Below are 12,788 nucleotides of genomic sequence, written 5' to 3'. Positions count from 1 at the left end.
AATAATCAATAATAACGGAGAATATCCATGAAAAATCAAAACTCTGAACAAAACCTAACCATTACCCATGATGAACAAGCTAAACGCTTTGAAACCTCTATTGACGGTTATACTGGCTATATTAGCTATCAAGAGCGTGACGATACATTAGTTTATGATCATACTATCGTACCTCAGGAGCTAGGCGGGCGCGGTATTGGCTCAGCATTGGTCAAGCATGCCCTCAACTATGCTCGTGAACAGAATAAAAAAGTGATACCACAGTGCTCATTTGTCTCGTCATATATCAGCAAACATCCTGATTACCAAGACTTGCTATAGTCCACTCTTTAGCAATAAGCCATAGAAAATGCAGTATGCTAATAAGCGTCATAATTTCTTTAGGAATATTTTAAGCATTTATTATGGTTCAGCTTGGCTAATCAAATTAAAGCATTAATACGCTACTACCCTCCTATTTATTTGCTATCTACCCTCGTATATTTATCTTTGAATATATGGCAAGATAGCAAATATAGGCGGGTTTTCTGACCTATAATGGCAATAGGATGAAAGGTCTTTATAATGATGTAATAGCGTCAATGATACAACTGAAAAAGAGGATTGAAGTTTCGTACAATAGCTTTGACAGCTACAATGTAGTGCCTGATATAGTTTTTAATAAACCAAACCAACATAATAATAAAGGTGATTAATATGAGTAGTTTATCTGATAAGCAAGTAAATTTGCAGCTAGAAGAATTGCCTGGTTGGCAGCGCGAGGGCAATGCTATCGTAAAAACATATCACTTTAGCGATTTCATCGAAGCCATAAGCTTTATGAATCAAGCAGCGTTCCATGCCGAAGCGCTCGAGCATCATCCCGAATGGCGCAACACGTATAACGTGGTAGAGGTGCGCTTGACTACTGGCGATACCGGCGGTATTACTAGCCATGATATTCGTCTGGCTAAACGGATGGAACACATTGTTCAGCCGAAACGTTTATAGTAATGTGTTTTTTTATAATGTTTATAAAAATTTTTCATTAGTAAATACATTATTAAATACCAAAAAAAAGTCCTCGATTGAGGACTTTTTTATTTAACAATCTACAGGTATTGATTACATCTTGCGGCTTACAAATGCCACAATAAATAAAATAACAGCGACTGCTAAGAAAATATATGCCAAATTAGCAGACAATCCTGCGACACCGCCAAAACCCAATAAACTTGCTAACAGTGCGATCACGGCAAAAATAATAGCCCAGCGAAACATAACCTTCTCCTTAAAAATTATTATTAGAAAACCAGATATTTAGATTGATGCAATGGACAATTATTAATAAGAAATAACTACTATTATTAATGAGTACCTTGCTCTCTCTAAGATTCCTTTTTCTTTACTTTTTGTTTTTTTGATATTTATTAATTTTTTAATCATTAATACTGCTTACGACCATAGATTAGCAATATTTATCTTTAGAAAACGTTCATTTTGGTAATGATATCGGTAGGTTATGTAACCTTTGTAGCAAATCTTAACATCGAACCTTTTTTTCATCCCTTTATGGGAGTTATGTGTATAGATGGTTAGTTATTACTTAGCCGTCAACATTTCCATCATATAATCTGCTATAAACAGTAACTTACAAGTCATTTTTACTGGTCAAAAATACTTTAATATATCTTTTTCAGGCAGATATAAGTCATGACTCATTTAGTCATGACTTATATCTATAGTTAACCTGATTGCTATCAAAAAATCAGACCTCAAACTCTGACTGTTAAATGGCAACAAATTTTAAACGTCACACAACTCATCAAAATAGCTATTAAGGATAATAAATATGGATACCAATACCAATACGGATACCTCGAACAATACACGACAGCGCAGCGATGAAAAGCGCCCTTACGCGGTCGTCTTATATGGTGCAACCAGCTTTGTTGGTCAAATTACAGCACACTATTTAACAGAGTTTCTATCTAATACTAAAGACAAAGATGGCGCCGATGTCACGTGGGCGATTGCTGGGCGTGATGAAGCAAAACTGAACGAATTGCAATCTAAACTTGGCAGCACTGTCGATATTATTCTTGCTAATAGTGACGATGCGGACAGCCTTGATGAGATGACCAAACAAACCCAAGTCATCATTTCAACCGTCGGTCCTTATCTCAAATACGGTGAGCCGTTGATCAAATCTTGTACCACTCATGGGACAGATTATGTCGACCTCACCGGTGAAGCCATTTTCATCAAAGACATGATGGACAAGTATCAGGACGCGGCAAAGCAAAGCGGCGCTCGTATTGTCAACTCGTGTGGCTTTGATTCTATTCCATCGGATTTGGGCGTCTACTTTACCCAAACCCAAGCAGAAGAGAAATTTGGTCGCGCTTGTGATGTGATTCATATGCGTGTCAAAGCGGCGAAAGGCGGTCTATCAGGTGGCACCATTGCCTCGATGGCGACTATTTTTGAAGAAGTTGGAAAGGACAAGTCACGTCGTAAGCAGGTAGCAAATCCTTATCTACTCAATGATGACAAAGATGCGCCAAACGTGCGCCAAGCTAATGTCAGTAAGCCAGAATACGATAGTGAGCACAAACGCTGGCTTGCGCCTTTTGTCATGGCCAGTATCAATACCCGTATCGTGCATCGCACCAACCAATTGCTTGGCTATGAATATGGTCGTGACTTTAAATATGACGAAGCAATGTGGATGCAAGATGGTGTGAAAGGTCAATTATCAAGCTATGCAATGAGCGCCGGCTTGTTTGGATTTGCCACTGCTATGATGGTCAAACCGAGCCGTGAATTATTAGCTAAGCACGTGCTACCCAAGTCAGGTTCTGGTCCGTCTGCAGAAGAGCAAGCAAACGGCTACTTTGACATTCGCCTCTTTGGGACAACGGCTAATAAAGACACCATCCATACGAAAGTAACGGGTGACAAAGATCCAGGTTACGGCAGTACCTCGCGTATGCTAGCGCAAGCAGCGTTATGCTTAGCACAAGATATTAGCAAAGAAGAAGTCGGTGGTGGTTTTTGGACGCCAGCCTCTGCCATGGGTAATCATCTACTGGCGCGTTTAGAAGAGCATGCGGGTCTTAGTTTTGAAGTTGTCGATTCGTAAGATTACCCATTTATAAATCGAAGCAATCTACTTCTTAATATCTAAGTAATGACCGTATCTTAGCAACGAGATACGGTTTTTTATTGCCTATTCTTTCTCATTATTCAGATTGCAATTTTTTGAGCGATTGTTAATAAATAATAATAACGTGATTCTTTAGTAAATAATATTGGCACTTCTTGCCTTTTTAATACATTAAGCTACACATTTCTAGAGTAATGTCACAGCCATATTGCAGTGAATGACGTAGGATAAAAAAGGTTAGGCAACTTTTTACCCCATATCTTTTTACCCCATATTACATAGCAGCTTTGAAACGAATAATTGGCTCATTAACATTTCATTTAGACTTTAAACGCGTCAGAGTAATTTTCTAGTGCAATAAAAATCATATTAATAAAAATTAAGTTTTACTTATTTATCATAAATTTGAAATAAATCAATAGACTTCAATCTAATTAAAAGGACATAACAATGAAAATCAATATATTAACCGCTGCTGTGATGACATCTGGTCTTGCTATGTTTGCAAGCTCTGCTAACGCCGCTATGACTACCGATAGCCACGGCAATGTTGGCTATGACAGTTATGAGGAGTGTGTCACCGCTGTCAAAGACGGTTCGGCCAAATTTTATACCCCTTATACTTATCAAAACCCAAAGCGCCAAGCAGGTGAAGCAACTGTCAAAAAAATGCGTTTGTCTGAAGTAATGATTCCTCAAACAATGGTCAATGCAAACAACTTAACAGCCAGTGATTACTCAGCAGGTGCTTGTGATTTAGGGGTTGGGCAGTCAAATGGTCGCTATGGTGTTTCGGGTGCATTGGTTGGGAAATACGTCCCTATCGCCGCTGATATGCCTGTCAACGTCTATATGGATAAAGCTGGCAATCCAGTACGTTTAAGCATGCAGCAGTGCGATAACCACTTTGGTGCCAAGTTTCCAACGCCTATTATGAGCGAAACAAAAGAAGCTACAGCACCAGAAGCACAACTCGCGATTATCGAAGATCGCCTTGTAGAGCCTGTCATCGTTGAAACCACACGTGTTATCCGCCCTACTAAATATAGTGTCAAAGAAGTCATCATTGTGTCGAAAGATCAAATCAAGCGAGTAAACACAGCGTCAGGTACAGCCATTGCTATCGAAGACGAGGCTAACCGTACTGTAATCGTTGGTGAAGAAGCAGATGCGGATGTCATCGACAATACTGAAATCAACCAAACCTTCCCAGTCATTCGTGTTCCTAGTAGCAGCACTCAACAACGCGTCGTTGATCCAAACACTGGCAAGTATATCGTTATTGAATAAGACTCTAATGAAATATAAACGAACAAGATTCATTGAGACATCATTGTTATAAGAATTAGAGATAGGAAAGTAGAAAACAATGCTATTTTCCTATCTGACAATAACCATACAATAGTTGCACAAAGTCACCTGCTAACATCCGTCTGTTAGAATTTTAATCTATGGACTACTGAACTAACGCTTGTTTAGTTGGTATTCTCCCCTTTAGATTTTTATCACTGATTTAGGTCAGCTTATAAAGCTCTTTATCCAAATCCATCATGATAGTCTCTTAATGGTTATCATGATTTTATTTTGTCTATCAATTAAATGTTAGATATATTAAATATATAGATTTGAATTACTAAATGAATGTGTGATATGCAACTGCTGTATACAGCAGTTAGCAACATAAGCGTCAAGTTTGAAATTTTTTAAGCTGACATTATAAGATTGTAAATTAAGGAATTGATTAATGAAAAAAAGTACTCTATCTTTATCGCTACTGATCGGCGCTGCGCTCACTATCCCAAGTTTGGCTATGGCAGCACCTGCTGATACTGCGGCAGTAGATGTGCAAGCAGCGGCTACCGCCACCACACTTGAGACGGAAGGTGACAATACAAATAATGCATCAGCAGACAATCAGTCTAGCCCATTTCAGATTAGTGAGACACAGATTATCTCAAGAGCAAGCGTTAACAACAGTGCTGAGCAACAGCCGATGACTACTGAGCTTCAAGCTGAGCAAGAAGCAATGGCTGCCGAGCAAGAGCTGATTCAAGATTCTGAAGAAGCGATGCAAGAAGAAGACTCGTTAGACACACAAGAAGAATTACAAGAAGCTGAAGAAGCCACAGAAGAATTATAGAATATGAAATAAAGTACGATATGAACCCCGCTGTTAACTGAAATCACGCAGAAGAGGTTATTCAGCGAGTTAAGTTATTAGTGTTCATTAACAATTTCTATTTTTAGATACATTCCATAAAAAAGGCAGCCTAATGGCTGCCTTTTTTATCACTATTGATATTAACTATTTTTTGGTTTTAGTCACGCCAGCTTCCTGTAACAGCGCCCCAAACGTACCCATTTTGCTAGGTGCTTCTGCTTTATCAGCCCTTGGCGCTTTGCTACGATCGTTATTAGCATTGTCTTTATCCTGACGATTACCGCGAGATTTCGACGGGCGCTTATCAGTCGCTGGACGGCTACTGTTTGGGCGTTTGCTATTTGTATGATCGCTACGTGGACGACTGACTTTCTCATCATTACCAGTACTTTCAGCCGATTTCGCTGCTGGGCGCGCAGGCTTTTCAGATTCTGGCTTCATACTAAAGCCAATACGACCACGTTTTTCATCGATAGAGATGACACGTACCGAGACGATATCGCCCGGCTTGACGCGATTCATCGGGTCTGCAACGAAGTCGTTGGCCATCTGAGAGATATGTACCAAACCGTCCTGATGGACGCCAACATCAACGAAGCAACCAAAGGCTGTAACATTAGTCACTACGCCTTCAAGCTGCATGCCCTCGCTCAAGTCTTTAATACTGTTAACGTCTTCACGGAAGTTAGCAGTCTTAAATTCAGGACGTGGGTCGCGTGCTGGTTTGACTAGCTCCTCGATGATAGCAGTTACACTAATATTGTCATCATTAGCAGCCAGTGCAGTGCTATCTATCGTATTTAGTACGCCGTCATTGCCGATGACTTCTGGCAATGCTTTACCAGTTTGTGCCAATAAGCTATCGACCAGCGCATAGCTTTCTGGATGCACACCAGTGGCATCAAGGGGATTACTACCACCATGGATACGCAAGAAGCCTGCTGCTTGCTCAAAGGTCTTAGCGCCTAAGCGTGGGACATTTTTCAATGATTCACGACTGTCAAAAGCACCATGCTCTTTGCGGTAGGTAACGATTTGCTGGGCGACGTTTTTATTCAAACCTGCAATATGCGCCAAGATAGCGGGGCTTGCGGTATTCACATCAACGCCAACGGCGTTTACGCTGTCTTGTGTGACTTTGTCTAGGCTATCTGCTAATTGAGTTTGGTTAACATCATGTTGATATTGACCAACGCCGATCGCTTTTGGGTCAACCTTAACCAATTCTGACAATGGATCTTGCAAGCGACGCGCGATAGAAACCGCACCGCGTACAGAGACATCTAAATTAGCCAACTCATCACTCGCAAGCTCACTGGCAGAATAAACTGACGCGCCTGATTCATTCACGATAACGGCTTTGGCTTTTAACTCAGAGTTGGCGGCCAAAATCTCTTTAATCATCGCATCTGTTTCGCGGCTCGCCGTACCGTTGCCGATAGCCACTAAATCAACATTATAAGTGCTTAATAATTCATCAATGACTTTTTTAGCTTCGTCCATCTTATTATCAGGAGCAAACGGATAAACGGTTGCAACAACTGGCTTGTCTTCGCTGTCTAACATCACATGACCTTGGGCATCGACAATCGCCATTTTAACGCCATGACGAATACCCGGATCGACACCTAAAATCACTTTACGGCCAGCAGGTGCTGACATGAGTAAATGCTGTAAGTTATTGGCAAATACATCAATCGCATCGGCTTCAGCGGTTAGACGCTTTTCTGTCAATAAACGATGCTCAATATGCGGACGCCATTTCTCTTTCCATAAGCTGGTCGCCGCTTCTGTCAGAAATTCTTGACGTTCTGCTGGCGCTTTGGCATCAATCTCAAAGTGCTTAACAATTTTTTCAATAAAGGGTGTATCTTCGCCTTCGATTTTTAAACCCAAAACGTTTTCTTGGCGACCGCGTAGCATCGCTAATAAACGATGATTAGGCAGACGCGCCAAGCTTTCACTATGTTCAAAGTAGTCTTTGAATTTTTCGCCAACTTCGCGTTTTTCTTCACTGGCAACAGCTGAGACGATACTGGCTGTTTTGGCGAAGCCACTACGCAGATTATCGAGTAAATCCAACGCTTGCGTCCACTCATCAACGATGATGGCTTGTACGCCTGCCAATTGCTTGTCGATATCGCTGAAGTCGACTTCAATCTCATTACCGCTATCATCGGTAATGCTCGATTGAGCTTGATAGTCTGCTAATGCGTCAGTTGGCGTAATCTCTTGCGTCAAGACGGCTTGCGCTGCCACATCAAGACCAGCAGCACGTGCCTTGGCGGCAGGAGAGCGGCGACGCGGGCGGTATGGCAAGTAGATGTCTTCAAGCTCAAGTTTCGACGTCGCATTATCGATACGCGTCTGTAGCTCGTCAGTCAAATTGCCCTGAGTGCTGAGCAGCTCAGTAATCTTGAGGCGACGGGTAGCCATATCGCGCTCATAATTGAGTGACTTCTCTAAAGCGCGCAATTGCGCATCGTCAAGATTCTGCGTCTTTTCTTTACGGTAACGGGCAATAAATGGAACGGTCGCGCCTTCATCGTAAAGTTTGACAAACGCATTGACTTGAGCAGTCTTAATGCCAAGCGCGCGAGCAAGCTTGTCGTGAATATTCGCGTGTGTGGTTGCATCCAAAACCTGTGCATTTGTCGAGGTTTGAGATGGCGTTAAGGTATCAGTGCTACTCATAGACGTATCAATCGTTGAGAAATGTAGTTTTGCATTATAGCAAAAGCTGCATGAATAAAAATCCTTTTTATCTTTTCGTTATTTATCGCTAGTTTTATGACGAAAATCGTCTCATATCATAGGTTCTGTCGCTTTGTTAAACAAACGCATACAGCATTTGTCCTGATGGGTGATGCAATTAGTGGTGCAATCTTATACACTAAAGTATCGAAGGCGCAAATATTGGTACGCGCTGACGCATTGAACAATAGTATTCAAATTTATGATGGATTGAGACGGACCTTTACTTTTGACCACTCATTGAATAAAGACAGTTTTTTTGCTCAGGTTTTTTTGTATAGTCGATTCAAGATAATTTAGCGATGAGGAAAGCACGTTAAAATACTATAAATAGTAGACTCAACGAGCCTGACACCGTATTTTTTTTATATCATTTTGATGATATAACCTTTAGCCTTGACTGTTAACGATAATTTCTACTAATAATAATTTTTATAAGAGGATGCCTGTATGTCTGAAAATAACAGCCCTGATACCTTAACTCAACGAATTTTAGTCGTTGATGACGATGCACGCTTGCGCTCTTTATTACAGCGCTTTCTAGAAGACGACGGTTTTGTCGTCCGTACCGCTCATGATGGTAGCCAAATGGACAAACTGTTACAGCGTGAGCTTTTCTCGTTGGTGGTACTCGATTTGATGCTGCCAGGCGAAGACGGCATCAGTATCTGTAAGCGTCTACGCGAAGACAATGGCGACATTCCTATCATCATGCTGACAGCTAAAGGTGGTGATGCCGATCGTATCGCTGGTCTAGAAGCGGGCGCAGATGATTATCTGCCAAAACCATTTAACCCAAAAGAGCTGTTGGCTCGTATCAAAGCGGTATTACGTCGTCAAAATCGCGAGCTGCCTGGCGCACCAAGCCATCAGCTTGAAGTGGTTGAGTTTGGACCGTGGACGCTTGATTTATCGACACGTACGCTTAAACGTGACGGCAATGTTGTCACTTTAACGACAGGTGAATTTTCGGTGCTAAAAGCACTGGTGCAGCATCCACGTGAGCCATTAACCCGTGACAAGCTGATGAACCTTGCGCGTGGTCGTGAATGGGGTGCGATGGAGCGTTCTATCGACGTACAGGTATCACGTTTGCGTCGTTTGATTGAAGACAACCCTTCACAAGCGCGTTACATCCAAACCGTTTGGGGTGTAGGCTATGTATTCGTTCCTGACGAAGCCGAAGTAGAAACCGTTAAAAGTGAGTAACTTTTGACTATGTGTGTCCTCATTTCGAAAATTCCGATTATCGATTGAATTGAGAACACACGCTAACATCATTTTCTTTTAATATAGGCCGTGTTTGATTACTCACAAATACGGCCTATATGATGAGTGTCTCTGTGAAAAAACCTATTATTTTTCAAAACATACCCTGCACCTTGGTGACAGGGTTTTTGGGTGCTGGCAAGACCACAGTGATTAATCAGCTGCTTGCTATCAAACCTGCCGATGAGCGCTGGGCATTACTAATCAATGAGTTTGGTCGTATCGGTATTGATGGTGCGCTGCTGGCAAGCGCGCAAGATAATATTGCGATACGCGAAGTCAGTGGTGGCTGTATTTGTTGTACCAGTCAGCTGCCATTACAAATTGCTATCAGTCGGCTACTTAGTGAGCATCATCCACAGCGGTTGCTCATCGAACCTACAGGGCTTGCTCATCCACGTGAGCTTATCATGCAACTCAGTGCACCGCATTGGCAAACAGCGCTCAATATGCAAGCAGTAATAACGGTATTGAGTGGCGTACAATGGCAGCAAGACAAATATCGTCATCATGACGGTTTTCAAGCGCATGTCCGTGATGCCGATGTGTTAGTCATTAATCGCTATGCTCAATTAAGCGATAGCGAAAAACAAGCACTGCAACAATGGATAGCCAAGCTCAATGCACAGGTAAAAATTATTTGGGCAGCATCTGAGCAGATATCTCATGATACAAATGACTCATCCAATATTCTTTTATCAGAATCAAGCGTGTCAGAGTTGAAAACTCAGCTAACCAAGCCCAGTCAGGTTATCTCGAAACAACGCACAGTCAATATTGTTCACCCTCAAAAATCGATTACTAGCTTGCAACCACAGAGTAATGCCCTATCGATATCGACCACCTTGTCATCCAACGCTTTTACAAACAAAGATGATTCGCAGACCGACACAGATATTGAGCTACCTTATCGTTATCATGAGAAACAGCAAGAGTTACAGTTGGCGGGTTGGCGACTGCCAGCGCACTACATATTAAAAGCGGATGAGTTACAGAGTTGGTTATTAGCGCTACCGAACTGGCAACGTATCAAAGGTGTGGTTCATACGTCTGATGGCTGGCTACAAATCAATTTTACCCCTGACAGCTTAACCACCAGTACGGTCAGCGCACAAGTTGATAGTCGGCTAGAGATTATATTACAGTTGGAGGCAAATGCTAATAACGACAACGATACAGCGGTAGAAAGCGACCGCTCAGAAGAAAAAGATAGGACAGCATTTTTATCTTCTATAGAGACGCTACCTTCTATCGATTGGGATACCTGCGACCGTGAACTAATGGCACTGGTTATATAGTAATAGACAAAAAAAGGGCAGACATTGCTGTTCGAGATAGCAATGTCTGCCCTTTTTCTTTTTTAACGTAATTGGCTGTCTTTGCTACCGCGCCGGTTAAACAACTCGGCGGCTCTCGCCTCTTGTTCAAGTTCTGTCTGACAGCTGACGCAATGCTGAATACCAGGCACTGCTAACCGCCGTGCTTCTGGAATAGGCTTGCCGCATTCATCACACATCTCGGCACTGATGCCAGTTGGCAACGCACGTCTTGCCCGCTCTAATGCATCATTTACCGTTGCATCCATTTGCTCATGCTCAGCACCATCTCTTGACCAACCACCTGCCATAACTTCATCCTATTTACGATAATCAGATATTACAAATCGCTTTAATAACAAATAGATGGGGTTGTTTATAATTAATTGCAACCTACTAGAGCATGCCTCAATCTGAAAGTATGCGAATAAATGCGCTAAATAATGACATTTTCTAGCAAAAAATCACATGGCTAATCTTTTGGCTGTAGCTCAACCACTTGCCCGCGTACCCCGATACTGGCATCACTCATCAGACAAACATAGCCTGCCATGATATCTTCAGGCGTTTTTAAGCTCATAGGACTCTCTCCTGGATAAGCATGGGCGCGCATATTGGTACGAGTGCCACCAGGATTGACACAGTTAAAACGTAAATTAGTCGTATTCTGCGTCTCTTGGGTAAAGATATCACTCATGCCTTCTACGGCTTGCTTGGACAGCGCATAAGCACCCCAGAATGCGCGAGGATGTGTACCGACCGTGCTAGAGGTGAAAATAATAGAGCCATTCTCAGCATCTTTAAGTAGTGGTAGCAGTGCTTGGGTGAGCATAAACGTCGAGGTAAAGTTCACCTTCATAACTTGTGCAAAAGTATCGACGTCATACATCTCAAGTGGGGTTAGCTGCCCAAGCATACCCGCATTGTGCAAGATGCCATCGAGCTGACCGACTTCTTTATTAATCAATCCCTCTAACTGCTGCATCTCAGCATAAGTTGCTCCTTCTAGATTCATCGGTAGCATGGCAGGCTGTTTGCCACCAAGACTTTCAATCTCATCATAAACATATTCAAGCTTGCTGCTGGTACGTCCCAATAACAGGACTGTCGCTCCATAACGAGCATAAGTCAGCGCGGCAACGCGGCCGATACCGTCACCTGCCCCCGTGACCAAAATAGTCTTACCGTCTAAACAATTATCAGATGGCACAAAATTACGAATATCATCATGAGTTAAAGGTTGAGTTAGACTTTGAACGGTTTTTTGGTGGTCTTGCTGACTAGCTGACTGGTTAATATTGTCACTCATGGCATTGCTCACTGCTTATCGTTTAATAGTTGGGATGCTAAGTATTTATCGTGTTTCTTTAAACACATAGAGTGTGGCGGACTCGATTTATAATTTGATTTATAAATAGTCAAATTTACCAGAAGAGAGCAACAGTTTATTTAATTGCTCAGGCGTATCAGTAATATAATCTGCACCCCATTTCTTTAGGTTTTTTTGATCTTCAGGCGGAATATAACCATAAGCAGCTAGAATCGTCGGCATGCCAGCGGCATTACCAGCTTCGATATCACGGATATGATCGCCAACATAAATCACGCTTTCAGCGGCGCCGCGAGGGATACCAAGCTTCTCTAACGCCGCATACATGGGCTCTGGGTCAGGTTTTGAGCGAGACACATCATCAGGACAGACCAAAGCAGAACAGCGCCCGTCTAACTGCATCTTGTCTAGTAACTTCTCTGCCAGATAACGCGGCTTGTTGGTCACAATACCCCATGGCACTCCTTTTTCTTCAAGAGCAGTCAACACGTCCTCTAATTCAGCGAACACACAACTATCGACGCATATCTCAGCTTCATAATCATCTAAAAACTGTTGGCGAAACTCCTGTAAAGCTTCTTCGCTAACCTCAATTTGATCGTTATGACGTAGCATCAACTGTACCATCGCTGAGGCACCAGCAGAAACTTGCTCGCGAATTTCTGTTTCAGGGGGTGCTTGCCAATCATTTTCGCGGCTCATTTTACCGATAATACGGACAAAATCAGCAGCCGTATCGATTAATGTCCCATCGAGATCAAATAAAACCGCTTTTACAAATTGGCTCATAGTGAATGCTCTTAATATAGA

12 protein-coding genes are annotated in these 12,788 nt (G+C 42.2%); 7 read left to right on the top strand and 5 right to left on the bottom strand.

All coding sequences use genetic code 11. The features are described from left to right. Positions 1-27 precede the first annotated feature (27 nt). On the top strand, positions 28-321 hold the full coding sequence (locus tag JMW64_RS01230) for a GNAT family N-acetyltransferase (protein WP_045456426.1): 294 nt from the start codon (positions 28-30) through the stop codon (positions 319-321). A 375-nt stretch (positions 322-696) separates the two neighbouring features. Further along, positions 697-990 carry a 4a-hydroxytetrahydrobiopterin dehydratase gene (locus tag JMW64_RS01225; protein ID WP_055123632.1) on the top strand — a complete coding sequence of 98 codons (294 nt, stop codon included), beginning with the start codon at positions 697-699 and terminating at the stop codon, positions 988-990. A 114-nt stretch (positions 991-1,104) separates the two neighbouring features. Here JMW64_RS01225 and JMW64_RS01220 read toward each other — a convergent pair whose 3' ends face one another. Then, a complete protein-coding gene (locus JMW64_RS01220) occupies positions 1,105-1,260 on the bottom strand; it encodes a DUF1328 domain-containing protein (RefSeq protein ID WP_021814049.1) in 156 nt (51 codons plus the stop codon). Between the two features lie 571 nt (positions 1,261-1,831). On the opposite strand from JMW64_RS01220, the gene JMW64_RS01215 reads away from it, so the two are divergent. The 3 genes from JMW64_RS01215 to JMW64_RS01205 all read left to right on the top strand — a co-directional run bounded on the left by JMW64_RS01215 (position 1,832) and on the right by JMW64_RS01205 (position 5,288). After that, positions 1,832-3,124, top strand: a complete 1,293-nt coding sequence (locus JMW64_RS01215; protein ID WP_109590682.1) for a saccharopine dehydrogenase family protein — start codon at positions 1,832-1,834, stop codon at positions 3,122-3,124. Positions 3,125-3,598: 474 nt separating this feature from the next. After that, positions 3,599-4,438 (top strand): hypothetical protein, encoded by an 840-nt coding sequence (locus tag JMW64_RS01210; protein WP_201552432.1) that lies wholly within the window; start codon positions 3,599-3,601, stop codon positions 4,436-4,438. 454 nt (positions 4,439-4,892) lie between these two features. Beyond that, positions 4,893-5,288 carry a hypothetical protein gene (locus tag JMW64_RS01205; protein ID WP_109590678.1) on the top strand — a complete coding sequence of 132 codons (396 nt, stop codon included), beginning with the start codon at positions 4,893-4,895 and terminating at the stop codon, positions 5,286-5,288. Positions 5,289-5,453: 165 nt separating this feature from the next. On the opposite strand, the gene JMW64_RS01200 is transcribed toward JMW64_RS01205, so the two are convergent. After that, on the bottom strand, positions 5,454-8,003 hold the full coding sequence (locus JMW64_RS01200) for a Tex family protein (protein ID WP_201552430.1): 2,550 nt from the start codon (positions 8,001-8,003) through the stop codon (positions 5,454-5,456). A gap of 510 nt (positions 8,004-8,513) precedes the next feature. Between JMW64_RS01200 and ompR the strand changes: the two genes are divergently transcribed. Beyond that, positions 8,514-9,272 carry an osmolarity response regulator transcription factor OmpR gene (ompR, locus tag JMW64_RS01195; protein WP_055123637.1) on the top strand — a complete coding sequence of 253 codons (759 nt, stop codon included), beginning with the start codon at positions 8,514-8,516 and terminating at the stop codon, positions 9,270-9,272. Positions 9,273-9,394: 122 nt separating this feature from the next. Continuing rightward, positions 9,395-10,630: a CobW family GTP-binding protein gene (locus tag JMW64_RS01190; RefSeq protein ID WP_201554980.1), complete on the top strand. Its 1,236-nt coding sequence runs from the start codon at positions 9,395-9,397 to the stop codon at positions 10,628-10,630. 62 nt (positions 10,631-10,692) lie between these two features. Here JMW64_RS01190 and JMW64_RS01185 read toward each other — a convergent pair whose 3' ends face one another. The 3 genes from JMW64_RS01185 to JMW64_RS01175 form a co-directional block, all read right to left on the bottom strand. Then, entirely contained in the window at positions 10,693-10,959 is a 267-nt protein-coding gene (locus JMW64_RS01185; protein ID WP_045443167.1) for a DksA/TraR family C4-type zinc finger protein, read from the bottom strand. 161 nt (positions 10,960-11,120) lie between these two features. After that, entirely contained in the window at positions 11,121-11,957 is an 837-nt protein-coding gene (locus JMW64_RS01180; RefSeq protein WP_201552428.1) for a YciK family oxidoreductase, read from the bottom strand. Between the two features lie 99 nt (positions 11,958-12,056). After that, on the bottom strand, positions 12,057-12,767 hold the full coding sequence (locus JMW64_RS01175; protein WP_045443161.1) for an HAD family hydrolase: 711 nt from the start codon (positions 12,765-12,767) through the stop codon (positions 12,057-12,059). Positions 12,768-12,788 lie beyond the last annotated feature (21 nt).

The sequence above is a fragment of the Psychrobacter immobilis genome (assembly GCF_904846065.1).
Classification (GTDB): domain Bacteria; phylum Pseudomonadota; class Gammaproteobacteria; order Pseudomonadales; family Moraxellaceae; genus Psychrobacter; species Psychrobacter immobilis_H.
The sequence above is the reverse complement of the archived record's forward strand: the minus strand, read 5'-3'. Positions and strand labels throughout refer to the sequence as shown.

Excerpts from the sequence above, each read along its gene's own strand:
- JMW64_RS01230 (WP_045456426.1), top strand. The coding sequence starts at position 28 with ATGAAAAATCAAAACTCTGAACAAAACCTAACCATTACCCATGATGAA.
- JMW64_RS01225 (WP_055123632.1), top strand. The coding sequence starts at position 697 with ATGAGTAGTTTATCTGATAAGCAAGTAAATTTGCAGCTAGAAGAATTG.
- JMW64_RS01220 (WP_021814049.1), bottom strand. The coding sequence starts at position 1,260 with ATGTTTCGCTGGGCTATTATTTTTGCCGTGATCGCACTGTTAGCAAGT.
- JMW64_RS01215 (WP_109590682.1), top strand. The coding sequence starts at position 1,832 with ATGGATACCAATACCAATACGGATACCTCGAACAATACACGACAGCGC.
- JMW64_RS01210 (WP_201552432.1), top strand. The coding sequence starts at position 3,599 with ATGAAAATCAATATATTAACCGCTGCTGTGATGACATCTGGTCTTGCT.
- JMW64_RS01205 (WP_109590678.1), top strand. The coding sequence starts at position 4,893 with ATGAAAAAAAGTACTCTATCTTTATCGCTACTGATCGGCGCTGCGCTC.
- JMW64_RS01200 (WP_201552430.1), bottom strand. The coding sequence starts at position 8,003 with ATGAGTAGCACTGATACCTTAACGCCATCTCAAACCTCGACAAATGCA.
- ompR (WP_055123637.1), top strand. The coding sequence starts at position 8,514 with ATGTCTGAAAATAACAGCCCTGATACCTTAACTCAACGAATTTTAGTC.
- JMW64_RS01190 (WP_201554980.1), top strand. The coding sequence starts at position 9,395 with ATGAGTGTCTCTGTGAAAAAACCTATTATTTTTCAAAACATACCCTGC.
- JMW64_RS01185 (WP_045443167.1), bottom strand. The coding sequence starts at position 10,959 with ATGGCAGGTGGTTGGTCAAGAGATGGTGCTGAGCATGAGCAAATGGAT.
- JMW64_RS01180 (WP_201552428.1), bottom strand. The coding sequence starts at position 11,957 with ATGAGTGACAATATTAACCAGTCAGCTAGTCAGCAAGACCACCAAAAA.
- JMW64_RS01175 (WP_045443161.1), bottom strand. The coding sequence starts at position 12,767 with ATGAGCCAATTTGTAAAAGCGGTTTTATTTGATCTCGATGGGACATTA.